The following is a 24,119-nucleotide window of genomic DNA, read 5'->3' on the forward strand; positions in this document are numbered from 1 at the left end:
CCGGATGCATGGTTCTCGTACGGTGAACAGACTTCTGTGCCGCAGCGCTGGTCCGCTATAAACGCTGAACCTCATTGATGACACTGTGGCAGAAGATTTTTCAACACCCGCTTGCCAAACCCGGCCATCCGAGCTATATAGAAATATATGCCTCAAGGCATAGATAATCGATGCGGACAGACAGATAGATGGGAGTGTTGGAGGTGACGGCCATGTTGGTGCGTAGCGATCCGTTTCGTGACCTCGATCGCTTCACTCAGCAGGTGTCAGGTACCGCGGCGCGTCCTGCGGTGATGCCGATGGATGCCTGGCGTGACGGCGAGCAGTTCGTCGTCGAATTCGATCTGCCGGGAATCGACGATCAATCGCTGGACCTCGATATCGAACGGAATGTGGTGACGGTGCGAGCAAAACGCCCCGATGTCGACCCACGCCGGGAAATGCTGGCAACCGAACGGGTGCGGGGGGTGTTCAGCCGACAGTTGGTGCTCGGCGACAACCTCGATACCGACCGGATCGATGCGTCCTATAACGCGGGGGTTTTGCGATTGCGCATCCCGGTAGCTGAGAAAGCCAAGCCACGCAAGATCGCGGTCAAGCGCGAGGACAGGCAGCACGCCGCCATCAGCGCGTAGATCGACTGGATCGATGCTGGAAGGCGGTTAGTGATGACGCACTGCAACACCGGGGCAGCGGTGGCGCCCCGTACGGCCACCGAGGGTTTCGCGGTCGGGCCGGCCGCGCTCCTGCTGGAAGAGAGCCCAGAATTGACCGGATTATTCGCCGAGGTCGACGCCATCTTGTGCGATGCGGCGGCAAGCCTGCTTCGTCCGCCACCATCGCGCGAAGTGACAGGTTGCGCTTTGGCCGCGCCCCGGTCACCTGGTCGGCCCTCGGCGGCATGTCTGCAGCCCTGGAGTGCGCCTGCGCCCGACGTGCGAGCCGTGCAGCGCAGCCCTCCGCGAGCAACATTTGCGAAAACCAGCGACCCAACTTAGAGGAAGGCAGGTGATGGCATCACAACGAGGATGACCGGGCCAGTCCGCCGGCCGGGCAACACCGTGGGCGCTACCTGAATCCCGATGCGGAAGAGGCACGCCACCGCCACAGCCAGGCGACTCGTTTCCGGGGCGGGCGGCCCGCCCTCACATAATCCAGTCACGGTGTCATCGAAGCTGAAAACTGTTGCTAACTGGTGCTATTCGCAGGTAGGCAAGGAAGGGGTAGCCGTGATCACACACGCAATCCGCAATGGCGCGCTACGCGGAGATTCGGGCGCGCTGCGCAGCTTTCTCCCGGTAGAGGCAGACCCTGCCGACTGGGCCGAACAACAACAATCGGTTCCGCTGCCCGACGACGAATATCCCTATGCGCGTGGCGACCACCGCGTCTGGTAGGTGCGTGACCGGATCGGAGTGTGTCGTGCCACATCGGCGACGTGCCGACGGTCAGGGTCTGCCCGAGGGCCGTGTCGAATGACTGCCGAGACCGCAGATTTCAAAATGCCATGTCGTAGCAGTGCAAGGCCACTCCGAACCCGTGCTGGTGAACAACATCGGTGCAACGAAATTACCTGCGGGACAGAGTATTGTGTGCAATTGCCGCGCGGAGTAGCGTGAGGTTTCCAACAGCAGGAGGCCAGAACCCTAGCTAAGTGGGCACACCGTGGGACAGTCGGAGCTAACCAGCCTCATCGGCCTGCGAGACGGCGATGGGAATCGAATCCATCTCGTCCGCGTGGATCGTCCCAACGGGACGAGCGGCTACATGCTCAGGGTCGGGACGGGGAAAGTGTTCCTGAGTGCCGGCGACCTTGCCAGGCTCAACCACGTCATCCGGTTCGAGCTGCATTCGGCGCACCGGATCCATTTATTGATTCGGGCGATCCAGCTGCTGATCTTGTGCGCACTGGCATGGCTCCTCGCATACGGCATCCCCGGGCCGCTGTTTGTCTACCCCTGGTCCTATTGAGTCACCGCCCATCAAGCACGGATTGTGCCGCGGGCAAACGCTTCTGGCGCACTTTCTCGCTTTCCTAGAAGGTCGCGGCCAGCTGCCCCCGCGTCGTAGTGGGTATCGTTGGCCAGTCGAAGCAGCAGGTCACCCGAAATGGCGGGCACGACCATCCACATCAGGCCGAAGAATTTGAGATAGCTGAGCGCATCGGGACCGATATCGGCCAAGTGGTCCGTGAGCGGAGCAACGAAAAAGACTGTGCGGCAATAGAACTGCAAACAGCTGGCCGCGACGAAGAACCGGATCGTGGCCGCAGTCCGGTTGTGGAGGAACAGGATCACGAAGACGATCTCGACGACGCCGATGATTCCGGACCGTATTCGACCAGAATCATCAACGGGGTCGCTACGCAAGAAGCGAGGGGCGGCCACCGCGTAGGCCCAGAAGTACCACGGGCCTGCGGCGTGTCACTGCCAAGACCATGCATACTGCGGGGATCGACAGCGAGATGGCCAGCCAGAACAGCTGTAGGCGGACAAAACGGGCATCGTCGGCCTCCAACCTGACGCGGGCGAACGCAGCGCTGCCCGCTTCACATGGTGGGACTTTAGATCCAGAGAGCGGCATCCAGGTGGTCGCCTGCGCATGAGCCCTGCGGTCAAGGAGTTGTCCGCTCGGGTCCCGGCGGTGTAGCGAAGTTATAGTCGGTGTGTGTTGCCTACCTATGATCGCGATTCATGACCGAAGGAGCACTGGGACCGGCGTCGGCGCAAACCCAGGCTGGCGAGATCGCCCCGCTGGATGTCGTCGGGTCCGGAGTCCTTCCCCCGGTCGCTGCCCGAGTGCGCCGACTTTTTTGGCTGCTCGAGCGGTTGGCGCCCTCACTGGGATCGCGGTGGGCAGTCGAGTTGTGGTGTACCCCACCGGTTCTCGAGTCGAGTCTGCGCATGCCGCCGGGTGTGTCCCCGGGCAGGCCGATAGAAGCGTATTGGGATGGGCATCGGATCGCTGGTGAGGAATGGGGCGAGGGGCGGCCGATATATCTGGTACATGGTTGGGGCGGGCAGCGCGCGCATTTGGCAGTGTTCGTCAAACCGCTGGTGGAGGCGGGGTATCGGGTCGTTGCGTTCGACTTACCCAGCCATAACGAATCGGATCCGGGTGCGCTCGCACCCGGGCGCACTACTGCCACCGAGTGTGCCGACGCGATTGCGGCCATGATCGAGGCCCACGGTCCCGCGCACGCGGTGGTAGCTCACTCGCTCGGAGCGAACGCGACCGCATTGGCGGCGGCGGACGGCGCGCCCGTGGGGCGCTTGGTCTTCTTGGCGCCCATGGGTGATTTCCCGCTCTATCTAGACTGGTTTGCCGCCCGCCACGGCTTCGGCCGCCGAATCCGCGCGGGCCTGCACCGTCGTCTGGAAAAACGAATCGCCATGAGGTTGGAAGAGACGAACATGACGCGGGTTGGTCGACGGGCCAACTACCCGCCGTTGCTTCTCATCCACGACCCCGACGACCCGGACAGCCCGTATGCCGCCAGCGAACGACTGGCCACGGCATGGCAAGGCGCACAATTTTTGACAACGCGGGGGCTCGGCCGACTAGCTCATTACCGAATCCTGCGCCACCGCCCCGCTATTAATGCCGGGGTAGAGTTCATCGGCGACCAAGCGGCTGAAAGTTGATCGCAGGCACCGTTACGTGCCAACCCGGTTTAGCTAATTGGTGGCGGCCCGTTCTGCACCGCGGCAGGCCTCAGCGGAAGCGGATATTCAACGTCGCCAGGCCAAAGATCTTGCGGCCGGCCGACTTTGCGCCGACGATCACGACCCCGGTGCGGGTTTCCGGGTCCAGCGACTTGATCCGGCCGCTGTATTCGATGTCGGCGCCCTCGGCGGCCGACACGATCACGGGCTGGGACAACCGCACCGCGTAGCGGGTAACCGCACCGGGATCGCCCGACCACGCGGAGCCGAATCCGGCACCCAATCCCATGGTGAGCATGCCGTGGGCGATCACGTCGGGCTGCCCCGCCAGTTTGGCGAGGTTCTCGTCCCAATGAAGCGGGTTGGCATCGCAAGCCACCCCGGAGTAGTTCACCAGGTCGCCGCGCGACAGCCGGGCGTGGTGGACCGGTAACTCGTCGCCGACCTTTACATCATCGAAGTTTGGTGTCCCCGGGATGCGGGTCGTGCCCCCGTGGGCGATCCGAACCTCGTCCGCGGGGCGCACCGTCTTCTGGTAGTCCGCCTCGGAATAGTCGATTCCGGCGAGGTTCACGTCATGCATCATCACTTGCTGAGCGACCGTCCTGATAGCCGGATCGACATCCTCGGCGGTGACACCGACGACGGTGGTGTGCAGGGTGTGCACCCGCTCACCGGCGGTGTCGGTGAATGTATTGGTCACGGTGATCAAGTCCCTGCCGGCGATCCTGCGCACCGATGACAGTTCGACGTCGATGTGCAGTTCGTCGCCGGCCACGATCGGTCGGTGCTGCTCGAAGACTTCCTCGGTCTGCAGATACATCTCGTAACCGATGACGACCGATTCGAAGAGGTGGCGGTTGGCTGCCATAGCCGGGGCGGACGTGAACGTCAGCGGAGCCACCAGGTCCGAATATCCCAGTTCAGCGGCGGCGGCGAGTTTCCAGTGCGCAGGGTGATAGTCCTGCACGGCACGGGCGAACTCGCGCAACTTTTCGCGGCCGACCTGGTACGTGTCGTCGATCCGGTAGTAATGGCCGACCCTCGATTCGAGCGCCGACGTTTCTGCTGCTGCTGTCATGAATGCCCAACTTTTCTATCGGCCTGTTCACGGATGCCGACCCACGCACACTAACGCGCCGACACCAGGCCACCGGAGGGGCCGAGACGGCCGATTTCAAAAGGCCATGTCGTAGCAGACCCACAGCAACGGGCCGACCAAGATCAAAGCCAGCAGGGTAAGGCCTCCGATGAGCCGCCACGTAATGGTCGAGCGAAAGATCACCGCCGTTACGGCCGACGCGGTCGCCAGGACTATCAACACGGCCGCGATGACGACTTCGGTGCGTGCCGATTGCACCGCGGATTCGGAGAACAGCGGGAATAAGCCGGTTTTCAATTTGAACGCCAGAGCGCGATTGCTCTCGGCGATCAGCAACAGCAGAAGCGCGAGCATCATCGCCGCCAAACCGGCCAGCGACACACAAGCGCCGAAGATATTCCGGTTGCGGGGATCTATCGGACCCGTGTACTCGGGCATATCGTCCACAATCCAGATCGTAGGGGCTCGGCCCGCGGCGACAGGGGCGAAGCGCAGACTGCGCCGTTGACCGCAGTTGGCCGGCTGATCACGTGGTGGATACCTGGTCATGTCACCGTGCTCATGTGCGAGCGGAACCGTCGACGGGCCAATCACGCCTGGCCGGCCGGTTCCATACCTGGTGCGAGGTGTTCGTCGCACGGCTGCCGCTCGGGCTCGGGGCATTCGTCGCACCGACGTTCGTCGGCTTCTGCGTGATCAACGGCTTCACCTTCGGCGTCGATCTGACCATCCTCACGGGTTTGCGTGGCGCGCTCGGCGCTCCGGTGCCGATCGCGGTCACGGTTGCTTATGTCTGCGCGTTCACGCTCAGCTACGTGCTCAATCGCATGTTCAATTTCCGGTCCCACGCACCCGTCGGGCCCCAGGTCGCGACCTACGTCGTAGTGGTCGTCGTCAATTACCTGGCTTTCATCCTGGGGGTGACGACCGCGCTGACCTCCATTGGAGTGCAGTATCAGCTGTCGCGGCTGGCGGCGGGCATGTGTGAAGCGGTGTACATGTACAGCGCGATGAGGTGGGTGGTTTTCCGCCGCTGACCCGCACGCCGGCTCGCACTTGTTGGCCGAGGTGTGGCCGGTGCGTGACCTTCTCGCGACGGTGGCGAAGGACGCTCGACACGTGACGGTAATCGCGGTCATCGCCGCGCTCGCGACAGCTACCTGCATCGGCTACTACTTCGGACGGCGCGCGGCCTCGGCCCCGCCGAGCTGGAAGAAGAGAACGAGCCGGATCGCGCTGAGCAGGCAGGCCGTCAACCTGCTCGCGATGATCACCGCGCGCCGGATCCAGCAGCGCTTTCGGGTCCAGCGCAGCGTCTCCGACGTAGCCGCCAGATACGGGCTGAGAGTAGTTGCGCCCCTCCAATTTCGGCGCGATGGCGTGGTGCGGTTGCGGTCCTATTAAGGTGCATTGGCATGGCTGCACTGCAGGGCAAAGTGGCGTTGGTGACCGGAGCGTCGTCGGGCCTGGGCGCCGAAACGGCAAAGTTGTTTTCCCGCGAGGGCGCAACGGTTTTCGGCATCGGCCGTGACACCGGACGCTTGACCGACGTTTTCACCGACATCGAACATGGCGGATTCGCGTCGGTGGACATCGGATCGGTGCAGGCCTGCCGGGACGCGGTCGAGCAGTGCGTCCGCGACTTCGGCGGTTTGGACGTCCTCGTCAACGTCGCGGGGCGCCACCAGATGCGGCGGACGGAGTCGATGACCGACGACGACTGGGAACAAGACCTTGCGGTGAACCTCAATGGGCCGTTCTACCTGTGCAGGGCGGCGCTGCCTCACCTGCTGCAACGGGGCGGAAACATCGTCAACGTCAGCTCCATCGCCGGAGTCGAGGGGCAGGCGTATTCGGCCGGTTACTGTGCCGCCAAGCACGGCCTGATCGGCCTCACCCGCGCATTGGCGGTGGAGTACACCGCGGATCGGTTGCGCGTCAACGCGGTCTGTCCCGGCGGCATGCTCACGCCGCAGATCGAACAGTTCAGCGCGCCAGACGATCCCAACTACGACCTGATCATGCGGACGGCGTCGCCACGCGGCATGATGCAACCCCTCGACGTCGCCAACGTGATCGCCTTCCTCGCCAGCGATGCCGCGGCCGCGATTCACGGCGCCGTCTATCGCGTCGACAACGGTAAAGGCGCGGGCTGAGCAGCGCTCGTTACCGGACGACGAGCGCGTCGAACATGAGCGCGGTGCCGGCGGCGGTGGACGCCTGATACAGCGGTTCCCACCACACCGCTCGCGCGGTGGTCGGCACCCGGTTCATCCGGCGTTCGCCGACGAACCGGTAGGACCAATACAGTGCCACGGCGGCGAACGCCGCCACCCCGATCCAGTTCGCCGCGGAGACCCAGGGGAAGCCGACCGTGGCCGGGGCCATGTCATGTGAGGGCAGCTTCATGCCGGGCATTTCCATGACCTCCGAATCCGGTTGTGAATGCCGGTGTGTGGAAACGCCCGACACGGCCCCGCTCATCAGCGCGTACATCCATGCCATCGCCGCCATCATCACGGCGTAGTAGCAGGTCTTCAGCCGCTGACGCGATGCCGAAGACGCCCAGACGGCAATGCCCACAAACCAGACGCCGGCCAGGAGAAAAAAGAGCGTCGGACCGATCGCCGGCAGGTCGAGCCCAACGCGCCATACCATCAAAACCATCGCGACCGACATGGTCAGGTGCAGCAGGTGAGTGAGCCGACTCGTCCATCGATCATGTTGGGCGACAGCGAGGTACGCGTACATGGCGACACTCACGCCGAACAGAACGGTGACGGTCCAGCGCAGCGCCGGTTCGCCGATCATGGCATGCAACATCGTGACCTGACGAAAATCATCCGCCGTGTGCCCATGGGACTACGTACCCCTACGGGGTATTCGAGCCAACCATAGTCGAGGGTGTCGGCGAAGAGCCGGAAAACCCAGCCTATGTACCGGGGGCGCGATAACGGTTCGGGCACGTTTCAATCACCCCCCGACACGTCGTGCGGCACCACGCTTCTCGTCGTTGACAATTCGGGGCATGACGCAATCGCGGGAGTCCGACGATGGCGCGTGAGTTCTCGCGGCAGACGTTTCTGCGAGGCGCGGTCGGCGCGTTGGCCACCGGCGCGGTCCTCGGTGCACCCCGGGTCGCCGCCGATCCAAGGGCTACCGGTTGGGAGGGCCTATCCACCGCCCTCGGCGGGAAGGTGCTGCTTCCCGATAGCCCCCAATTCGCCGGAGCCAAACAGGTTTTCAACACCAACTACAACGGGCTGACACCCGCGGCGGTAGTCACCCCGACATCGGCGGCCGACGTGCAAAAGGCGATGGCCTTCGCGGCCGCCCACAACCTCAAGGTCGCCCCGCGCAGCGGCGGGCACTCCTACATCGGCGCGTCGACCGCCAACGGCGCGATGGTGCTGGACCTGCGCCAACTGCCCGGGGATGCCAATTACGACGCCGCCACCGGGCAGGTGACGGTGACGCCGGCGACGAGCCTGTACACGATGCACCGGACGCTGGCCGCGGCCGGTCGCGGCATCCCAACCGGTACGTGTCCGTCGGTCGGTGCCGCGGGGCACGCGCTGGGCGGCGGCATGGGAGCCCAATCCCGGCATGCCGGACTGCTCTGCGATCAGTTGACGTCGGCGTCGGTGGTGCTGCCCAGTGGCCAGGCGGTCACCGCGTCCGCCGCCAGCAACCCGGACCTGTTCTGGGCGCTGCGCGGTGGTGGTGGCGGTAACTTCGGCGTGACGACCTCGCTGACCTTCGCCACGTTTCCCACCAAGGACGTCGACGTCGTCAACCTCAACTTCCCGCCACAGTCGTTCGCGCAGGTCCTCGTCGGATGGCAGAACTGGCTTCGCACCGCCGACCGCAACAGCTGGGCGCTGGCGGATGCCACCGTCGACCCGATGGGCGTGCATTGCCGGATCCTGGCAACATGCCCGGCCGGGTCGGGTAACAGCGCTGCGGCCGCGATCACCCAGGCGGCGGGGCTGCAGCCGTCGGGTACCGAAAACCACACCTTCAATTACATGGACCTGGTGAATTATCTGGCCGTCGGCAACCTCAACCCGTCACCGCTCGGTTACGTCGGTGGATCCGACGTCTTCGCCACGGTCGACGCGGGGGTGGCGCAGGGGATCGCCTCGGCGGTCAATGCCTTTCCCCGCGGCGCCGGCCGCATGCTGGCCATCATGCACGCTATGGACGGCGCGCTCGCCTCGGTGGCGCCCGCCGCCACCGCCTTTCCGTGGCGCAGGCAGTCGGCGCTGGTGCAGTGGTACGTGGAGACGGGCGATCCGGCGGCGGCGACCAACTGGCTCACCACGGCACATCAAGCGGTGCAACAGTATTCGGTCGGTGGGTACGTGAACTACATCGAGGCCAACCAGCCGCCGTCGCGCTATTTCGGCCAAAACCTGCCCCGGCTGAGCGCCGTACGGCAGAAATACGATCCCGGCCGCGTCATGTTCTCGGGGTTGAACTACTAGCCGCCAGTCGCCCGACGGTTAGCCCGGCTTCGCACGGGGTACATCCAGTATGTCTGTGGCGAGTTGAGGGGTTGGCGAATGGCAATCGAGCACGGTCGTACACGGTGCCCCCGTTGCATGGCGTGGGCGCAGTACCGGTTTCTTGAGCGCGATGACGACAAGCTCGAGTATCAGGTGCATTGCGATGCGTGCGGGAACCTGTACTCCGAGGTGACTATCGCGTCGTCGGTTAGCACGCCGGCCGCCTGAATGGCTCACCCGGCTCACGTTCCACGCCGAGGCGGCGGGCACTACCTGCTACGTTACGGAACTGCGTCCTGGTGTAAGGTCTGGACCGCGAGCTAAGACGCCCCCCATTCTGGAGCAGCGCCTAGTGCGCGCAACGCCGTGCGAAACGCGTTGAAAGGGGCGGCGTGAACGAGGTATTGGCGCGGGCCGGCATCTTCCAGGGGATTGCTCCCGATGCGGTCGATGCGTTGGCTCGCCACCTGCAGCACGTATCGTTCCCGCGCAGGCGCACCGTCTTCGTCGAGGGCGAGCTCGGCGACGACCTTTACGTCATCCTGTCGGGCTCGGTGAAGATCCGCCATCAGACGACCGACGGTCGCGAAACCGTCTTCGCGGTGCTGGGTCCCGGGGACGTGTTCGGTGAGCTTGCGCTGTTCGACCCCGGCCCGCGAACCTCGACGGTGATCACGCTGACCGAGGTGGAAGCCGTGCGGATGGACCGGCACGCGTTGCGGACCTGGATCGTCGAACGCCCCGAAATCGCCGAGCAGCTGTTGCGGGTGTTGGCCCGCCGACTTCGGCACACCAACAACACGCTGTGCGACCTGATCTTCACCGACGTACCCGCCCGGGTGGCCAAGCAAATCCTCGATCTGGCAATGCGATTCGGCACCAGTAACGGGGCCTCGGTGCTGGTCGAGCACCACCTCACCCAGAAGGAACTCGCGCAACTCGTGGGGTCGTCACGTGAAACCGTCAACAAGGCGCTATCGGACTTCACCCAACGCGGATGGATCCGGCAGCAGGGCAGGGCCCTCATCATCGACCAACCCGCGAAGTTGGCCCGCCGCGCAAGGGCTTAACGCCCCGCGTAGCGCAGTTCACGCCCTAGGTGATCGACCAGAACTCCAGGAGGGTCCGCAACGTCGCCACCAGGGGGAGCGGTTGGTCCAGCATGGGATGGTGGCCGGCCAGGGCCAGCTCCACGAACGGGCCACGCAGCTGAAGCAGGGAACGGATCCGTTCGGCCATCTCGGGCGGCACCAAGCCGGCTTCGCAGCGCAAATACCCTACGCGACAACGCATCGCGGCCAGCATCGTCTCTAACGACTCCTCGTCGGCGGGTGTCGGCTCGAGAAACTCACCGCCGAATATCGCCGGGTCGAACTTCCAAATCCATCCTTCGTCGGTTTTGCGCACCGACTCTCCCGCGATGTGCTCTTTGACGTAGGGCAAGATCAGTTCCTGCGAGGGCACCGCCGTAAAGCGGGCCAGGATCTCATCTTTCGTCCGGTAGTGGTTGTGTTTGCGCCTACGTAGCCGCCCTTCCTCCGGCGCACGCTCCCACAACGGCGAGTCGATCACCAGCATGCTGTTGATCTGCTGGCTGTAGTGCATCGCCGCCGTGGACACCACCCAGCCGGCCATGCTGTGGCCGATGATCGTCGGCCGCCCGGCGGGCCCGGCGGCCGCGGCGGCCGCCATCACCTCGCCCGCCCAGATCCGCAGGTCGTAACTGCCACGTGCTTCGCTGTCGCCGTGCCCGGACAGATCCGGCGCGATCACCCGATGAGTGCGGGAAAAGAACGGCGCGACGTGATCCCACCACCCTGAATGCGCTCCGCCACCGTGGACGAGCACCACCGGAGGTTGGTCAGCATCGCCCCAGACGCGCAGGTGTATGCGGCAACCGTCGACGTCGACGTCACAATGGTCCGGTTTTTGATCGAGCGCTGTGGTGAACCAGGATGGTGTAATAGGCATCTGGCGCGAGCGGTAAAACAGTTTCCGACCTCCTGAGGATTCAAACGCTCTGTCTTGATTCAGGTTTCGCTCGACGCGGCCAATAGCAATTCGCCTGGGCGGCAAATGTGGAATTCACGAATTCGTCTCGGCCAGCCGCACCGTGACGGTTACCGCTCCCTTTTCGTCCCGCGTGGCGACGGCATGTCCGGCGCGCTCGGCTTCGTCAAGCCGCAACGTCAAGGGCCCGCCGGCGTCGAGAAAGTTCCGCCACCACGTCTTCGCGTCGGGCATGTTGACGCTGATGACGATGTCGCCACCGGAACGGCGGTAGGCCACCGGGATGCTGTACGAGCGTCCGGAGCGTCGACCCGTGTAGGTCAGCATCGTGATGTTGCGATTGATCAGCCGGCCGAAGCGGCGCGAGTTTGCCAGCGCGGCTATCGGCGCATTGAAAACAGGCGCGGCCCGCATCAGGAGGCGGCCAAGGTTGTTGGGACTCACGTTGCAAGTATCGCAGCAAATTCCGGCGAATAGTCGACCGATGCAATTCGGCGTGATGTCGCCCCGCTACCCATGGAGGTAGCATCCCGCGCAGATGCTCCAGCGGCCGCGATAAACGAGGAAGGGGGCGCGGATGACTGTTCCTGTCGACCCTTCGGTTCCGCCCAGCGGTCTGGGTTGCGCCGAGTGCGATGAGGTCGGTGGTTGGTGGGTGCACTTGCGGCGCTGCGCCGCTTGCGGGCACATCGGTTGCTGCGACGACTCCCTTTCCCGTCATGCGACCAAGCACTGGCAGCTGACCGGGCATCCGATCATCCGGTCGTTCGAGCCCGGCGAGGACTGGTTCTGGAATTACGAGGCCAACGACTATTTCGACGGCCCGGAGCTGGCGCCACCCGCGTGCCGTCCCGAGGAGCAGTCGGTCCCCGGGCCCCGCGGACGCGTGCCACATAACTGGTTCGAGCTGCTCCGCCATCGGGACGGCTGATGCGCTGGTCTTCGTGAAGCTTCGCGTGGCGGGTGCGCGGGGTCACAGTTAGCGGCTGTATCACGGTGTCGGACAACCCGATACATTTGGCGAAAGATTCAATTGCTTGCGCTGCGCCTGCGCCGATGATGCCTTGAGCGGTGCCGCGGAGTCGGCGAACCAGTTAACATAAAGCGGAAAACCATTGGCGGCAGCCGATTTAACCGCCGCATGCCGAGTGCGCGGCGTCGCCCTTTTGGAATTGGTCAAGCCGCGATGCGAATGTGAGGCATTTCGCGCCCCGGCTCCGATGAGAAATATGCCGAGCCATGCTGTACAGTTCTCGACGACCCGGACCACGGAACTCGAGTTCCGTCTAGGTCCCGGGCGCTCGCGGGTGGCGTTCGGCGAGGGTGCCGCGCTGCGCGCTGGCACGGTCGCGCGAAGAGTGAGGGAGGCAACGGATGCTCGGCATTGCGCGAAGAGCATGGATTCCCCTGCTCCTTGTGGTCGTGATCGCTGTCGGCGCCTACGCGGTGATCCGTATCCGTGACACGTTCGGCACGCACGGCGGTGTCACGAGCGGCGAAGGCGGTGGCGACAACACGAAACCGTTCCACCCCAAGCACATCACGTATGAAATAACCGGTGCCCCAAGCGGCACCGTGAACGCCAATTACCTCGACGAAAATGGCCAGCCCCACCTTGTCGAAGCAGCCCCGCTGCCGTGGTCGTTCACCATCGTGACCACGCTGCCGTCGATGTCGGCCAATATCGTCGCTCAGGCCAGCACCGAGGTACACGCGCTCCGGTGCCGCGTCATCGTCGATGACCAGGTTCGTGACGACCGCAAAACCAATGACTACCAACCGTTCATCTACTGCTTGGTGAAATCCGTATGAGCAACCCGCACCTACAGCCCAGGCCCCCAAGAATTCCGCGGCTGATTCGTGGCCTTTCGCTACCGATCACCTTGGGCTGGCTGTTCATCGCCGTCGCCCTGGGCGTGCTGTCGCCGTCCCTCGACGACGTGGCTGCCAAGCACTCGGTGCCGATGACTCCGAGGGACGCATCGGCGTTCAAGTCGATGATGCACATCGGCGACAAGTTCAACGAATTCCACACGGACTCGACGGCGATGGTGGTCCTGGAAGGTCAGGACAAACTCGGCGACAGCGCGCATGACTTCTACAACCGCATCGTCAGCAAATTGAAGGACGATCACGCGCATGTGCAGAATGTTCAGGACTTCTGGGGCGACCCACTAACCGCCGCCGGGTCGCAAAGCCCCGACGGCAAGGCGGCCTACGTGCAGGTCTTCCTCAATGGTGCGCAAGGCACGACTCCCAGCCACGAGTCGGTCGCCGCCGTCCGCAAGATCGTCACCGACACGCCCGCGCCGCCGGGCGTCAAGGCGTACGTGGCCGGCAACACGGTGCTCAACGCCGATACCAGCATCGTCGGCCATAAAAGCATGGCGACGATGGCGCTGGTTTCCATCGTCGTCATCTTCGTCATGCTGCTGGTGGTGTATCGCTCGATCGTCACGACCATCCTGTGCCTGGTGGTGATCGGCATCGAACTGTTTGCGGCGCAGGGCGTTACCGCCACCGCGGGCAATCTCAACATCATCGGCCTCACGCCGTACGCGGTCAGCATGGTCACCATGCTCAGCATCGCCGCGGGAACCGACTACATCATCTTCCTGCTGGGCCGCTATCACGAAGCGCGGTCGATCGGGCAAAACCGCGAGGAGGCCTTCTACACGGCGTATCACGGGGTGTCGCACGTGATCCTGGGCTCGGGCCTGACCATCGCGGGTGCCTGCCTGTGTCTGACCGCCGCCCGGCTCCCGTACTTCCAGACAATGGGATTGCCTTGTGCCATTGCGTTATTGGTGATCGTCTTCGCCGCACTGACGCTCGCGCCGGCGGTACTAGCCGTCGGGTCGCGCTTCGGTTTATTCGATCCCAAACGCGCGGTCGACGTGCGCGGCTGGCGCAAAGTGGGCACCGCGGTGGTGCGCTGGCCCAAGCCGATCATCGTCGTCACGGCCGCTATCGCGGTCATCGGATTCATCAGCCTGTTGACGTATGTGCCCAACTACGACGACCAGAAGTTCACCCCTAAAGATATGCCCGCCAACGTCGCGATGACCGCGGCCGAACGGCACTTCTCCCAAGCCCGAATGAACCCGGAATTGCTGATGGTCGAGGCCGATCACGATCTGCGCGACCCAGCGGACATGCTCGTCATCGATCGAATCGCCAAAAGCGTCTTTCATCTTCGCGGCATCGAGCGAGTCCAGACGATCACCAGGCCGCTGGGTGCGCCGATCGAGCACAGCTCGATTCCGTTCCAGATAGCGATGCAGAACTCGGGCACGCTACAGACGGCCAAGTTCATGAACGACACGATGGCCAACATGCTCGAGCAGGCAGACGAGCTGGACAAGACGATCGCCGTAATGGAACACATGTACGGCGTGATGAAAGAGCTCACGGCGACGACGCACAGCATGGTCGGCAGGACGCACGAGATGGTCGACACCACCAACGAATTACGCGACCATATCGCGGATTTCGATGATTTCTTCCGACCCATCAGGAGCTACTTCTATTGGGAAAAGCACTGCTTCGACATTCCGGTCTGCTGGTCGATGCGGTCTCTCTTCGATGCGCTCGACGGCATCGACGAGCTCTCTGACCAGATATCCGGGCTCACAGTCGATCTCGATCATATGGATCGCCTGATGCCGCAACTGCTGGCCGACTTCCCGAAGACCATCGACTCGATGAAGACGATGCGCAACTTCATGCTGTCGACCCATAGCACGATGGCCGGCATCCAGGCCCACCAGCAGGAGGGGGCCGAAGGCTCGACCCTGATGGGACAGTACTTCGACGAAGCCAAGAACGACGACTCGTTCTACCTGCCGCCGGAAGTCTTCAAGAACCCCGACTTCAAGCGCGGGCTGAAGATGTTTGTGTCGCCCGACGGCACCGCCGTGCGGTTCATCATCACCCACCAGGGCGACCCCGCTTCGGTCGAGGGAATCAAGCATGTCGCCGGCGTCAAGGACGCGGTCGCCGACGCCATCAAGGGAACTCCGCTGGAGAGCTCGAAGGTGTATCTGGCCGGGACCGGCTCGATGTACAGCGACATGCAGGAAGGCGTCATCATCGACTTACTGGTCGCCGGCATCTCCTGCCTGATCCTGATCTTCGCGATCATGCTGATCATCACCCGCAGTGTGGTCGCCGCGTTGGTCATCGTCGGCACGGTGGCCGCATCCCTGGGCACAGCCTGCGGCCTGTCCGTACTGATGTGGCAAGACCTCATCGGGCTGGGCGTGCAATGGATCGTGCTGCCGCTGTCGATCGTCATCCTGCTGGCCGTGGGATCGGACTACAACCTGCTGCTGGTCTCCCGGCTCAAAGAAGAAATCCCGGCCGGGCTCAACACCGGCATCATCCGCGGCATGGGCGCCTCTGGCCGGGTCGTCACCGCGGCCGGGCTGGTGTTCGCCTTCACCATGGCCTCGATGATCGTCAGCCAGCTACGCGTGATCGGACAACTCGGCACCACAATCGGTTTGGGCCTGCTCGTTGACACCCTGATCGTGCGCTCCTTCATGACCCCGTCGATCGCGGCTGCGCTCGGGCACTGGTTCTGGTGGCCGATCAACACCATCCGGATGACCAGGCAGAAAAATCGAGGAGACCGGCACGACGATGCGCACACCGCACCGATCCCACAGCTGACGGCGAGGTGAAACACATCGGCCGGTCTGCCAAGCTGTCGACAATGACAATGTCAGCTGACAGGCCGGGACCCATGGCAGAACTTGAATCGAAACTTCGCCAGCGCACCGAGGGGCGCCTGGATCGATCCCGCGATCCCGCGATCCTTGATGCCGCGTTGGCGGCTCTGGCCGAGCACGGGTATGACGCGGCGAACATGAACGACATCGCGGCACAGGCCGGCGTCGGCAAGGCCGCAATCTATCGGCGGTGGTCATCGAAAGCCGCCCTGATGACCGACGCCCTCGTTTACTGGCGGCCCGATCTGCTCAAGGACGACGCCCCCGACACCGGCAGTCTGGTCGGCGACCTCGACGCCGTCGTCAAGCGCGCCAAGCGCAATGACAATTCCCTGATCACCAATGACCTCGTGCTGCGTGTCGCCTTGGCGGCTGCGCACGATCCCGAACTCGCCACCGCGCTCGATGACCTGATCCTGTTCAAGGGCAGACGCGTGCTGTCGGCCGTGTTGGCTCGAGCCGCAGACCGCGGCGAAATCTCCGCGACCCGCGACTGGTCAGTGGTCGCCGATGTCCTGACCGCAATGGGGCTATTGCGCGTCATCAGCGGACAGAGCGTCGACGCGAAATTCATCCGGCAGGTGATCGATACGCTGATACTCCCCGCCGTGCAGACCCCGGACGGCGGCCGCGGCGTCAGCAAGCGGTGAAATTGGTTCGGCGCCGGCCTGCCGGATCAGGTTGCGGCGGCCAGTAAGTCGCGTACCGCGCTGTCGACGGTGCCCAGCAGCCCGGGGTCGATGCCGGTACGACCGCGGACCAGAATAGAAGCGCTGTTGGCAGACGGCAGTCCCTCGGCCGGGCTGAGCCCGTCGGGGAACTTGCCGATCATCGGCAGCAGTGCCACACCGAGCCCCGACCGCACCGAAGCGTAGAGACCGGACAAGTCGCTGCACTCGGCGGTGATCTCGTACTCGATGTGCTGGCTTTCCAGAATTGCGAAGGCCGGCTCGCGCAATGTGCACGGCTCGGCGAAAATCACCAGCGGCAGCGGCTCTCGCGGCGAGAGCGTCAGTGTGCGCGCTGAAACCCATTGCAGCTGGACCAATCCCGACGCGTTGGCGCGATCCAGACCTGCCCCGTCCAGCATGACGGCCAGATCGACCAAACCGCGATCGATCGCGTCGGCCAGCGACACGTTGCGGTCGAGCCGGAAGCGCACCCGCAGGTCGGGGAGTCGCTCGCGCAACACCCGGGACAGGCCGGCCAGCATCACATCGGCGCCGTGTTCGGTGGCGCCGATGGTCAGTACCTTGTGTTCGGTCGCGCCCAGGTCGTCGAGCGCGCTGTCGTGCGCGGCCAATATCGTGCGGGCATGCCGCAGCGCCTTCTGCCCGACCTCGGTGAAGACGATGCCGCGTCCCGAGCGTCGCACTATCGGTTCGCCGACCACAGCTTCGATCCGGCGCAGATGCTGGCTGACCGCGGATTGGCTCAGGTGTAGGGCGGTGGCGGCACGGTGGAAGCCGCCGCAGTCGGCGACGGCGACAAGGCTGCGCAGCGGCGCGATGTCGAGCACCTGGGCCATAGCCGCACTGTAATCCGATCAGTGTGACTAATCAATCAGCCCTGGCGTCGCCCGGATTATTGTCGCTGATAATACGATCGATAAGGCTGCGCAATCAATCGCGATCGCCAATAATCGTTGGACTGCGTCGGTCGATCACGCGAACATGGGTGTCATGTCTTTGCCGCGCATGCCTGCGACCACTGCCACGGCGGTGACGTTCTTTTACGCGCTCGGATATCCCATCGGAACGCTGGCGGTGACGGCGATGACCCCGATGGCCGCCCTGGTGCTGCGGTTCAGTTTGGCCGCAACGATTTTGGCGCTCTGGTCGCTGCTGGCCAGGGCCCGCTGGCCGCGGGGAGCGCAATTCGGCCACGTTCTGGTGACCGGCCTGCTGATCCAGGGAGTGCAGTTCTGCTGCCTGTACGAGGCCGTTCAGCTCGGAGCGCCTGCGGTGCTGTGCGCGGTGGTGATCGCAATGAACCCGGTGGCTACCGCGATCCTGGCGGCGGTGTTCCTTCGGGAACCGCTCGGCCCGTTGCGCGTGATTGCGCTGGTGTTCGGCGTTGTCGCGGTGCTGGCCGCCTGCTCGCACAGGCTGATGAGCACCCGTGGGGCGGACCCGGTCATCGTGTTGCTTGTCGTTGGGCTGCTTGGCCTTTCGGCGGGCGGCGTCTATCAGCAGCGATTCTGCACCGGTGTCGACTTCCGGGTGATGAGTGCGATGCAGAACGCCGTTGGATTGCTACCCGCGTCGGCACTCGCGATGGTCACGCCGTTCACGGTGCACGATGGCGTCAAGGCAGTGATCGCGGTCAGCGGCATGGTGTTGTTGAACGCCACGCTGGCGGTCAGCCTCTACGTGCGGGCCATCAACACCCACGGCGCGACGGCGGTCGCGATGCTGTTCGCCGTCATCCCCGCGGTGGCCGGAGTGCTGTCGTGGATCATCCTCGGCCAACGTCCCGACGAAGGTATTGCGGTCGGGCTGGTGCTGGGCGGACTCGCATGCTGGATCAACACCCGGGCATCCGGCCGGCGCCGAGCAGCCAGTGCGAGCATGCCCGCCGCCGCGCTTCCGCAGGTCGAGCTGCAGGACGCACCGCGATGAGATCCCGCCCCCCTCCAACGGAAAGGCCCTGCCCATAGGCTTGTCCACCATCCGCTCATCCGCCGCAGCCGATCTGTGACAATGCACCCTGCGAAACATTCAACGGAGGCGTGGTGAACTCGATCAGCGGGTGGCGTATCGGATCACGGTGGGTAGCGGGGACGGTCGCCCTCGCGACGGCGGTCGCATTAACCGGCCCCGCGGTCGCCCGCGCCGACGTGCAATTGTGCAATCCGGCGAGTGTCGATGCGAATCAAATGTGCCATTTCGATGCCTCGGGGCCATTGTCGGACATCAGCATGGCGTTTCCGGCCAACTATCCCGATGAGCAGGCCATGATCGGCTATTTGACCAAGGTCGACGACGATTTCGGCAACGCCCGCGGACCGCTGAACACGTTGAAATCGCCTACCGCGCTGAAGGTTACCGGCACGCGATACAGCTCCGGCCGCCAAGCGACGGGTACCCAGTCGGTGGTCACCGAGATCTACCAGAACCTCGGCGCCGCTCACCCGTTGGTCTGGTACAAGTCCTTCAACTACAACCTGGCCAATCAGCAGCCGATCACCTTCGATTCCTTATTCCAGCCGGGCACCCAACCGCTGCAGGCCATCTTGCCGATCGTGCAGAAGGCCCTGGCCGACCGCTATCGGGCGACCGTGTCGATTCCGCCGGCCACCGGACTCCAGCCGGCGAACTACCAGAGTTTCGCGATCACCAACGACGCGATCGTGTTCTTCTTCGACCAGAACGCGCTGCAGCCGGCCATGGAGGCCACCCAGGTATCGGTGCCGCGCAGCACGATCGCCTCGATGATCAGTCCCGACATCGCGTAACCGGCCGCTATAGTGGTGCAACTGCGGGAGGCATCATGACAAGCGGGGACCGGCGAGCCGACGAAGAAGCCATCCGTGCGCTCATCGATCAGCAGGTAAAAGGTTGGGCCGCAGGCGATCCAGCGGCCTACGCCAGCGTCTTCACCGCCGACGCCGACTACATCACCTTTCTGGGCAGCCGTTACACGGGGCGCGACGCGATCGCGGCATCGTATGTTCGGCTGTTCCGAAGGCTCCTCAGGGGAACACGGCTGCTCATAGACATCACCGAGGTCCGATTTCTCACCCCCGACGTCGCGCTGGTCCACGCGGAGGCGTCGGTGGTCGAAGGGGCGCGACGGCGTAATCGGCGCACCGCCCGCGTGAACACCAGTGTCGCCGTTCGGGCAGACGGCCGCTGGCAGCTCGCCGCCTCGCAGAACACCACACACCGGCGGGTCGCTGAAGCACTTATGGCTAAATTGTTTTCCTGACCGTTGCCGCCCGACTAGCGTTGTGTGGTCATGAGGGCGCGAATGGCGACACCGCAGGATGCCGATGCGGTGGCGGAAATCTACCTGCCCTATGTGCGCGACACGGCGATTTCCTTCGAGGCGACGCCCCCGGATGCCGAAGAGATGCGGTCGAGGATCACCACAACGCTCGCGCATTTACCCTGGCTCGTCGTTACCGATGACGAGCGCGTCAAGGGGTTTGCGTATGCGAGCCCGCATCGGGCGCGCGAGGCCTACCGATGGTCTGTCGATGTGTCGCTGTACCTGGACGAGTCGATTCACCGCCGCGGGCGCGGCCGCAGGCTCTACACCGCGCTGATCAATGTGCTTGTCGCGCAGGGCTACATCAACGCCTACGCGGGCATCGCGCTACCCAATCCCGCCAGCGTAGGGCTGCACGAAGCGTTGGGCTTCACACCGGTAGGCGTCTTTTCCGGCGTGGGCTTCAAGCACGAAACATGGTGGGATGTGGGCTGGTGGCATCGCCGGCTGGTCGACCCGCCCCCGGCCCCGGCCGACCCGCTGCCCTGGTCCCGACTGTCCGATCAGGCCCTCGGCGCCGCGCTCGCGGCAGACACCCGATAGCGGACCTGGGAGAGACCGCATCGATGACCACTCTGCTCTGGGACCAGCACACCTGTCTACCGCTCAAGACGGACGCCGACATTGACCCGCTGACTCGCTACCAACGCGCCGCCGGCACTTTGCTTTCCGTCAACGCGGGGTACTCGCCCCACAGTTTCGACGACGCGGTGGCGCTCCTGCGCCACTACCGTGGCGCGATCGATGCCCGCGCGGATCTCGTCTTGGCTGCCACCATCGACGATGTGGACGAGGCGTCGCGTGCGGGCCACATAGCGGTGGTGTTCGACTTGGAAGACTCACGACCGTTGAATGACGACCTCGCGAACGTGCGAAGGTTGGCCGACCTCGGTGTGCGCACCTTGTTGCCGACCTACAACAATGCGAACCGCGCCGGTAGCGGTTGCCTCGACCGTACCGATGCGGGCCTGACCGCATGGGGCCGTGCGGTCGTTGCCGAGCTGAACGCCGCCGGCGTCGTCCCGGACGGCTCGCATTGCAGCGCTCGCACCGGTCTGGACATGTGCGAGGTATCAACCGGCCCAGTCATTTACAGCCATTCGTGCATGCGCGCACTCTGGGATCACCCGCGCAACATCACCGATGATCAGGCACGAGCCTGCGCTGAAACCGGCGGCGTCGTCGGTATCACCGGAGTCGGCATCTTCCTGGGACCCAATACGCCCACACTGGACGCGATGACGCAGCATCTGGAATACGCGGTCGACCTCATCGGGATCGAGCACGTCGGGGTCAGCACCGACTTCTCCTTCGACGCGGTCGACTTCATCGATGAGCTGCAGCGCAATCCGCATCTGTTCGACGACAGCTACACCCGATGGGGCCCGATCCAGTGGATGCCCCCGGAGACGTTCCTGACGCTCGGTGAGCACCTTCGCTGCAGGGGGTGGAGCGCCGGCGATATCAGCGCGGTGTTGGGCGGAAACTTCCATCGGGTGGCCCGAACTGCCTGGCGCTCCTGACCACACCGCGTGTGGCGCAACGGTTTTACGGCAACTCGACCTTGCTGGCCAGCCAGCGGCCGTCCACCTTTTCCATGGTCATCTTGACCCGGCTGCGGTCCAGCTGCGGCGCCGGCGCGGCCCCGTTGCTCACCGACTGATCGACGAACAGCACGACGTCCACCTTGTCTTCGGTGGCAGACTGGACCGCGGCGTCGATCACACTGCCATGCGCCGCTGCCTTGTTGTCGATGAGCGTCTGACGCAGCTGCGCACTGGATTTGGTGTACATGTCCTTGAATTCACCGGTGGAGCCGTCGAGCACATCGGTGAAGTTCTTGTCAATCGCATTGGTGTCCACGCTGGTCAACGTGATGATGTACTTTTTTGCGGCTTCGAGTGCCTGGGCGGCGGCGACATCCTTCTGGTGATGCTGAAACACCAGCCAGCCCTCGTAGCCCGCACCCGCGAGCACCGCGGCCAACAACCCGGCCGCCGCCCAGCGAGTGAGGTTGACTCGGCGTCCCTTTCGGCCATCGGAGTGCACATCGTCGGTGGCGGCGTCGTCTTCGCCGCGCGCCTCGTCCGGCACGGCCGTGTCCGCGTCGTCACCGTCCACGTCGGGCGTAGTGTCGGCCGGCGCCGTATCTGCTTCGGCCCCATCGGCTTTTGCCGTTGTGGGCGCTGGAGGGTGCGGCACTTCGTCTCCGGCTCCCTCCGCGGCGAGGCGGAAGCGATTCACCAACCATGTTCCCGGGTTGCCGACTGTTCGTAGCGATGGGCGAGAGTTCATCAGTTGCATGCGCCTGAGTCACGAAGCGCGTTCGCCCAGCCGGTGGCCGAGACGATGTTCGCGTGGGTGACTCCTGACGGATCCTTTCTCTTGATGCTGTCGCTGATTCGCGACAGCTGAAATGCCAAGTGCGTCATCGATTCGCCGCCGTACACCGGCGAATACGGCCCGAAGTTGTCGGGTTGATTGGTGATGATCAGCGGCTTCACCCGAGGTGCCAGGAAGGCCGTCGACTGGTCGATATTGGCGACCACGGCGTGAGCGTTCCCCTGCACGCCACCGACCGAATAGTCGTCATGCTGGTCACCGAGGTACCGGTTGAAGTCGTTGATCTGGCCCATCAGCGGATCGAATTGCGATTTGAACCACTGGCAGGAGTCCGACATGCCGCCGATCATCTCCGGTGTCACGCGTGCCGTGAACGTGTTGTACGGCCAGATGTCGAAGTTCGGCGACCAATCGCTGGGCGCCGGCGTGAACACCGGCAACGGTGGCGGGGGCTGGCCCGGATCGGCGGCGGCCTGCCCGGCGAGCACGATGGCGGCCGCGAGTGCCGGTCCGGCGCACGCCAGGCCGCTCCCTGCCCGTCGCAAGCTCGTCAGATTCATCCGCTCTTCCCCGAGAAGTACGATATCCCGCGGCCACCGACTACCGAACCGTCAATTTTATTGCAAAATCGCGATTAACATCTGTGCCCAGGTAGGCGATCCTCTCGCGAAGTGAGCAACGCGTCAAGTGCCTGCTACCAGGCAAATACCGCAGTGACCGCCAGTGATCACGCTTGCGTAAGCACCTTTGCGGCTGCGGGACCGGCCCGGTTTGTTAACCGAGACCTTCCACTGAAGCTGAGCAGCGGTTAACATATCCGCCCGTGGGGGCACAGCGAACGTTCACCGACGAACATCGGCACCTGCGAGTGATCGCCTTGGGACGCATCCGGCGATGAGCGCCCAGGACGACCGCTTGCTCAACGACGACCGAGCGCCCGACAGTGTGGCCACTATTCAAGAGTGGTCCGCCGGCTACGTCGTACGGCACCCCCTGGCATCGCTCAATACTCTCGGCGAGCAGTACATCCTGGCGATACGCACGGTTGAGTACTGCGTGGTCGACCTGTTCACCGGGCGGTTCCAATGGGCGGAGTTCATCCGCCAGGGCGCTTTCATGGCCGCCACGGCGGTGCTGCCGACGGTGTTGGTGGCGCTGCCGATCGGGGTGACGCTTTCCATCCAGTTCGCTCTGCTGGCCAACCAAGTCGGCGCGACGTCACTCGCCGGGGCGGCCAGTGGACTCGCGGTGATCCGGCAGGCCGCGTCGCTGGTGGCCGCGGTGCTCATGGCATCCGCCGTCGGCTCGGCCATCACCGCAGATCTCGGCTCCCGCACCATGCGCGAGGAGACCGACGCCATGGAGGTCATGGGAGTCTCGGTGATTCGCCGCCTGGTGGTGCCCCGCTTCGCCGCGGCCATCATGGTTGGTGTCGCACTGACCGGAATCACCTGCTTCGTAGGGTTTTTGGCCAGCTACCTGTTCAACGTCTATTTCCAGCGCGGCGCACCGGGAAGCTTCGTGGCGACGTTTTCGTCGTTCGCCACCACGGAGGACATGATCGTCGCGCTGCTCAAAGCCGTGATCTACGGCGCGATCGTGGCGGTAATCGCCTGCCAGAAGGGGTTATTCACCAAGGGCGGTCCGGCGGGAGTCGCCAACTCGGTGAATGCCGCGGTGGTGGAATCGATCCTGGTGCTGATGATCGTCAACGTCGGGATCAGCGAGCTGTACAACGCCCTGTACCCCCGGACGGGGTTGTGAC

At 64.1% G+C, this 24,119-nt stretch carries 29 protein-coding genes; 19 read left to right on the forward strand and 10 right to left on the reverse strand.

Translation table 11 applies throughout. From position 1 onward, the window contains the following. Window positions 1-212 precede the first annotated feature (212 nt). From A5732_RS22100 to A5732_RS22105, 3 genes are all read left to right on the forward strand, one after another. Window positions 213-635, forward strand: a complete 423-nt coding sequence (locus A5732_RS22100; protein WP_064953619.1) for an Hsp20/alpha crystallin family protein — start codon at window positions 213-215, stop codon at window positions 633-635. A 528-nt stretch (window positions 636-1,163) separates the two neighbouring features. After that, complete coding sequence (locus A5732_RS27145) at window positions 1,164-1,397, forward strand: hypothetical protein (protein ID WP_142256656.1); 234 nt, start codon at window positions 1,164-1,166, stop codon at window positions 1,395-1,397. A gap of 268 nt (window positions 1,398-1,665) precedes the next feature. After that, window positions 1,666-1,971 carry a hypothetical protein gene (locus tag A5732_RS22105; protein WP_142248503.1) on the forward strand — a complete coding sequence of 102 codons (306 nt, stop codon included), beginning with the start codon at window positions 1,666-1,668 and terminating at the stop codon, window positions 1,969-1,971. An 11-nt stretch (window positions 1,972-1,982) separates the two neighbouring features. Here A5732_RS22105 and A5732_RS22110 read toward each other — a convergent pair whose 3' ends face one another. Next, window positions 1,983-2,369, reverse strand: coding sequence for a hypothetical protein (locus A5732_RS22110; protein WP_142256657.1), 387 nt, complete (start codon window positions 2,367-2,369; stop codon window positions 1,983-1,985). A gap of 324 nt (window positions 2,370-2,693) precedes the next feature. Here A5732_RS22110 and A5732_RS22115 point away from each other — a divergent pair, with 324 nt between their 5' ends. After that, complete coding sequence (locus tag A5732_RS22115; protein WP_076103304.1) at window positions 2,694-3,644, forward strand: alpha/beta fold hydrolase; 951 nt, start codon at window positions 2,694-2,696, stop codon at window positions 3,642-3,644. Window positions 3,645-3,714: 70 nt separating this feature from the next. Here A5732_RS22115 and A5732_RS22120 read toward each other — a convergent pair whose 3' ends face one another. Then, a complete protein-coding gene (locus A5732_RS22120) occupies window positions 3,715-4,746 on the reverse strand; it encodes a fused (3R)-hydroxyacyl-ACP dehydratase subunits HadA/HadB (RefSeq protein WP_076103305.1) in 1,032 nt (343 codons plus the stop codon). A gap of 96 nt (window positions 4,747-4,842) precedes the next feature. After that, window positions 4,843-5,214: a hypothetical protein gene (locus A5732_RS22125; protein WP_142256658.1), complete on the reverse strand. Its 372-nt coding sequence runs from the start codon at window positions 5,212-5,214 to the stop codon at window positions 4,843-4,845. A 116-nt stretch (window positions 5,215-5,330) separates the two neighbouring features. On the opposite strand from A5732_RS22125, the gene A5732_RS22130 reads away from it, so the two are divergent. The 3 genes from A5732_RS22130 to A5732_RS22140 are packed head-to-tail and all read left to right on the forward strand — an operon-like array spanning window position 5,331 to window position 6,923. Further along, the gene (locus A5732_RS22130) at window positions 5,331-5,804 is read left to right on the forward strand and encodes a GtrA family protein (protein WP_076103307.1); all 474 of its coding nucleotides are present in this window, start codon (window positions 5,331-5,333) and stop codon (window positions 5,802-5,804) included. Between the two features lie 40 nt (window positions 5,805-5,844). Beyond that, window positions 5,845-6,171 carry a hypothetical protein gene (locus A5732_RS22135; protein ID WP_253189104.1) on the forward strand — a complete coding sequence of 109 codons (327 nt, stop codon included), beginning with the start codon at window positions 5,845-5,847 and terminating at the stop codon, window positions 6,169-6,171. A gap of 11 nt (window positions 6,172-6,182) precedes the next feature. Beyond that, window positions 6,183-6,923, forward strand: a complete 741-nt coding sequence (locus tag A5732_RS22140) for an SDR family NAD(P)-dependent oxidoreductase (protein ID WP_076054501.1) — start codon at window positions 6,183-6,185, stop codon at window positions 6,921-6,923. A 10-nt stretch (window positions 6,924-6,933) separates the two neighbouring features. Here the strand turns inward: A5732_RS22140 and A5732_RS22145 are convergent, their stop codons facing one another. Continuing rightward, entirely contained in the window at window positions 6,934-7,578 is a 645-nt protein-coding gene (locus A5732_RS22145; protein WP_076054498.1) for a DUF5134 domain-containing protein, read from the reverse strand. A 242-nt stretch (window positions 7,579-7,820) separates the two neighbouring features. Here A5732_RS22145 and A5732_RS22150 point away from each other — a divergent pair, with 242 nt between their 5' ends. Both A5732_RS22150 and A5732_RS22155 read left to right on the forward strand, forming a co-directional pair. Continuing rightward, a complete protein-coding gene (locus A5732_RS22150; RefSeq protein ID WP_076103308.1) occupies window positions 7,821-9,254 on the forward strand; it encodes an FAD-dependent oxidoreductase in 1,434 nt (477 codons plus the stop codon). 413 nt (window positions 9,255-9,667) lie between these two features. Next, window positions 9,668-10,345: a Crp/Fnr family transcriptional regulator gene (locus tag A5732_RS22155; RefSeq protein ID WP_076054494.1), complete on the forward strand. Its 678-nt coding sequence runs from the start codon at window positions 9,668-9,670 to the stop codon at window positions 10,343-10,345. Between the two features lie 25 nt (window positions 10,346-10,370). Here A5732_RS22155 and A5732_RS22160 read toward each other — a convergent pair whose 3' ends face one another. Beyond that, on the reverse strand, window positions 10,371-11,246 hold the full coding sequence (locus A5732_RS22160; RefSeq protein WP_171975072.1) for an alpha/beta fold hydrolase: 876 nt from the start codon (window positions 11,244-11,246) through the stop codon (window positions 10,371-10,373). A gap of 114 nt (window positions 11,247-11,360) precedes the next feature. Continuing rightward, window positions 11,361-11,699, reverse strand: a complete 339-nt coding sequence (locus A5732_RS22165) for a nitroreductase/quinone reductase family protein (protein ID WP_076054672.1) — start codon at window positions 11,697-11,699, stop codon at window positions 11,361-11,363. A gap of 163 nt (window positions 11,700-11,862) precedes the next feature. On the opposite strand from A5732_RS22165, the gene A5732_RS22170 reads away from it, so the two are divergent. Further along, window positions 11,863-12,216, forward strand: a complete 354-nt coding sequence (locus A5732_RS22170; protein ID WP_076054491.1) for a UBP-type zinc finger domain-containing protein — start codon at window positions 11,863-11,865, stop codon at window positions 12,214-12,216. A 60-nt stretch (window positions 12,217-12,276) separates the two neighbouring features. Here the strand turns inward: A5732_RS22170 and A5732_RS27150 are convergent, their stop codons facing one another. Then, window positions 12,277-12,465 (reverse strand): hypothetical protein, encoded by a 189-nt coding sequence (locus tag A5732_RS27150; protein ID WP_139334725.1) that lies wholly within the window; start codon window positions 12,463-12,465, stop codon window positions 12,277-12,279. 194 nt (window positions 12,466-12,659) lie between these two features. Between A5732_RS27150 and A5732_RS22175 the strand changes: the two genes are divergently transcribed. The 3 genes from A5732_RS22175 to A5732_RS22185 all read left to right on the forward strand — a co-directional run bounded on the left by A5732_RS22175 (window position 12,660) and on the right by A5732_RS22185 (window position 16,668). Then, the gene (locus A5732_RS22175; RefSeq protein WP_196771237.1) at window positions 12,660-13,097 is read left to right on the forward strand and encodes an MmpS family transport accessory protein; all 438 of its coding nucleotides are present in this window, start codon (window positions 12,660-12,662) and stop codon (window positions 13,095-13,097) included. Beyond that, complete coding sequence (locus A5732_RS22180; RefSeq protein WP_076103310.1) at window positions 13,094-15,970, forward strand: RND family transporter; 2,877 nt, start codon at window positions 13,094-13,096, stop codon at window positions 15,968-15,970. The genes A5732_RS22175 and A5732_RS22180 overlap by 4 nt, the downstream gene beginning before the upstream one ends. A gap of 62 nt (window positions 15,971-16,032) precedes the next feature. Beyond that, window positions 16,033-16,668, forward strand: a complete 636-nt coding sequence (locus tag A5732_RS22185) for a TetR/AcrR family transcriptional regulator (RefSeq protein ID WP_171975075.1) — start codon at window positions 16,033-16,035, stop codon at window positions 16,666-16,668. 26 nt (window positions 16,669-16,694) lie between these two features. On the opposite strand, the gene A5732_RS22190 is transcribed toward A5732_RS22185, so the two are convergent. Next, window positions 16,695-17,546, reverse strand: coding sequence for a LysR family transcriptional regulator (locus A5732_RS22190; RefSeq protein WP_076103311.1), 852 nt, complete (start codon window positions 17,544-17,546; stop codon window positions 16,695-16,697). Window positions 17,547-17,715: 169 nt separating this feature from the next. On the opposite strand from A5732_RS22190, the gene A5732_RS22195 reads away from it, so the two are divergent. The 5 genes from A5732_RS22195 to A5732_RS22215 all read left to right on the forward strand — a co-directional run bounded on the left by A5732_RS22195 (window position 17,716) and on the right by A5732_RS22215 (window position 21,534). Next, window positions 17,716-18,639 (forward strand): DMT family transporter, encoded by a 924-nt coding sequence (locus tag A5732_RS22195; RefSeq protein ID WP_081396078.1) that lies wholly within the window; start codon window positions 17,716-17,718, stop codon window positions 18,637-18,639. 113 nt (window positions 18,640-18,752) lie between these two features. Further along, window positions 18,753-19,475, forward strand: coding sequence for an esterase (locus tag A5732_RS22200; protein WP_364298447.1), 723 nt, complete (start codon window positions 18,753-18,755; stop codon window positions 19,473-19,475). Between the two features lie 35 nt (window positions 19,476-19,510). Next, the gene (locus A5732_RS22205; protein ID WP_076103314.1) at window positions 19,511-19,948 is read left to right on the forward strand and encodes an SgcJ/EcaC family oxidoreductase; all 438 of its coding nucleotides are present in this window, start codon (window positions 19,511-19,513) and stop codon (window positions 19,946-19,948) included. Window positions 19,949-19,990: 42 nt separating this feature from the next. Next, on the forward strand, window positions 19,991-20,554 hold the full coding sequence (locus A5732_RS22210; protein ID WP_076054479.1) for an arsinothricin resistance N-acetyltransferase ArsN1 family B: 564 nt from the start codon (window positions 19,991-19,993) through the stop codon (window positions 20,552-20,554). A gap of 23 nt (window positions 20,555-20,577) precedes the next feature. Further along, entirely contained in the window at window positions 20,578-21,534 is a 957-nt protein-coding gene (locus A5732_RS22215) for a dipeptidase (protein ID WP_076103315.1), read from the forward strand. Window positions 21,535-21,559: 25 nt separating this feature from the next. Here A5732_RS22215 and A5732_RS22220 read toward each other — a convergent pair whose 3' ends face one another. Together A5732_RS22220 and A5732_RS22225 are read right to left on the reverse strand one after the other, a co-directional pair. After that, entirely contained in the window at window positions 21,560-22,315 is a 756-nt protein-coding gene (locus A5732_RS22220; protein ID WP_076103316.1) for an Mce protein, read from the reverse strand. After that, window positions 22,306-22,914 (reverse strand): hypothetical protein, encoded by a 609-nt coding sequence (locus A5732_RS22225; RefSeq protein ID WP_076103317.1) that lies wholly within the window; start codon window positions 22,912-22,914, stop codon window positions 22,306-22,308. The genes A5732_RS22220 and A5732_RS22225 overlap by 10 nt, the downstream gene beginning before the upstream one ends. A 334-nt stretch (window positions 22,915-23,248) precedes the next feature. Between A5732_RS22225 and A5732_RS22230 the strand changes: the two genes are divergently transcribed. Next, the gene (locus A5732_RS22230; RefSeq protein WP_064953544.1) at window positions 23,249-24,118 is read left to right on the forward strand and encodes an MlaE family ABC transporter permease; all 870 of its coding nucleotides are present in this window, start codon (window positions 23,249-23,251) and stop codon (window positions 24,116-24,118) included. The last annotated feature ends 1 nt before the right edge of the window (window position 24,119 follow it).

The sequence above is a fragment of the Mycobacterium colombiense genome, from assembly GCF_001953985.1.
GTDB classification, from domain to species: Bacteria; Actinomycetota; Actinomycetes; order Mycobacteriales; family Mycobacteriaceae; genus Mycobacterium; species Mycobacterium colombiense_B.

Coding starts and splice junctions, on each gene's coding strand:
- A5732_RS22210 (WP_076054479.1), top strand. CDS start 19,991: ATGGCGACACCGCAGGATGCCGATGCGGTGGCGGAAATCTACCTGCCC.
- A5732_RS22225 (WP_076103317.1), bottom strand. CDS start 22,914: ATGAATCTGACGAGCTTGCGACGGGCAGGGAGCGGCCTGGCGTGCGCC.
- A5732_RS22205 (WP_076103314.1), top strand. CDS start 19,511: ATGACAAGCGGGGACCGGCGAGCCGACGAAGAAGCCATCCGTGCGCTC.
- A5732_RS22150 (WP_076103308.1), top strand. CDS start 7,821: ATGGCGCGTGAGTTCTCGCGGCAGACGTTTCTGCGAGGCGCGGTCGGC.
- A5732_RS22170 (WP_076054491.1), top strand. CDS start 11,863: ATGACTGTTCCTGTCGACCCTTCGGTTCCGCCCAGCGGTCTGGGTTGC.
- A5732_RS22180 (WP_076103310.1), top strand. CDS start 13,094: ATGAGCAACCCGCACCTACAGCCCAGGCCCCCAAGAATTCCGCGGCTG.
- A5732_RS22220 (WP_076103316.1), bottom strand. CDS start 22,315: ATGCAACTGATGAACTCTCGCCCATCGCTACGAACAGTCGGCAACCCG.
- A5732_RS22160 (WP_171975072.1), bottom strand. CDS start 11,246: ATGCCTATTACACCATCCTGGTTCACCACAGCGCTCGATCAAAAACCG.
- A5732_RS22145 (WP_076054498.1), bottom strand. CDS start 7,578: ATGATCGGCGAACCGGCGCTGCGCTGGACCGTCACCGTTCTGTTCGGC.
- A5732_RS22195 (WP_081396078.1), top strand. CDS start 17,716: ATGCCTGCGACCACTGCCACGGCGGTGACGTTCTTTTACGCGCTCGGA.
- A5732_RS22100 (WP_064953619.1), top strand. CDS start 213: ATGTTGGTGCGTAGCGATCCGTTTCGTGACCTCGATCGCTTCACTCAG.
- A5732_RS22230 (WP_064953544.1), top strand. CDS start 23,249: ATGAGCGCCCAGGACGACCGCTTGCTCAACGACGACCGAGCGCCCGAC.
- A5732_RS22140 (WP_076054501.1), top strand. CDS start 6,183: ATGGCTGCACTGCAGGGCAAAGTGGCGTTGGTGACCGGAGCGTCGTCG.
- A5732_RS22190 (WP_076103311.1), bottom strand. CDS start 17,546: ATGGCCCAGGTGCTCGACATCGCGCCGCTGCGCAGCCTTGTCGCCGTC.
- A5732_RS22185 (WP_171975075.1), top strand. CDS start 16,033: ATGGCAGAACTTGAATCGAAACTTCGCCAGCGCACCGAGGGGCGCCTG.
- A5732_RS22165 (WP_076054672.1), bottom strand. CDS start 11,699: ATGCGGGCCGCGCCTGTTTTCAATGCGCCGATAGCCGCGCTGGCAAAC.
- A5732_RS22120 (WP_076103305.1), bottom strand. CDS start 4,746: ATGACAGCAGCAGCAGAAACGTCGGCGCTCGAATCGAGGGTCGGCCAT.
- A5732_RS22175 (WP_196771237.1), top strand. CDS start 12,660: ATGCTCGGCATTGCGCGAAGAGCATGGATTCCCCTGCTCCTTGTGGTC.
- A5732_RS22115 (WP_076103304.1), top strand. CDS start 2,694: ATGACCGAAGGAGCACTGGGACCGGCGTCGGCGCAAACCCAGGCTGGC.
- A5732_RS22215 (WP_076103315.1), top strand. CDS start 20,578: ATGACCACTCTGCTCTGGGACCAGCACACCTGTCTACCGCTCAAGACG.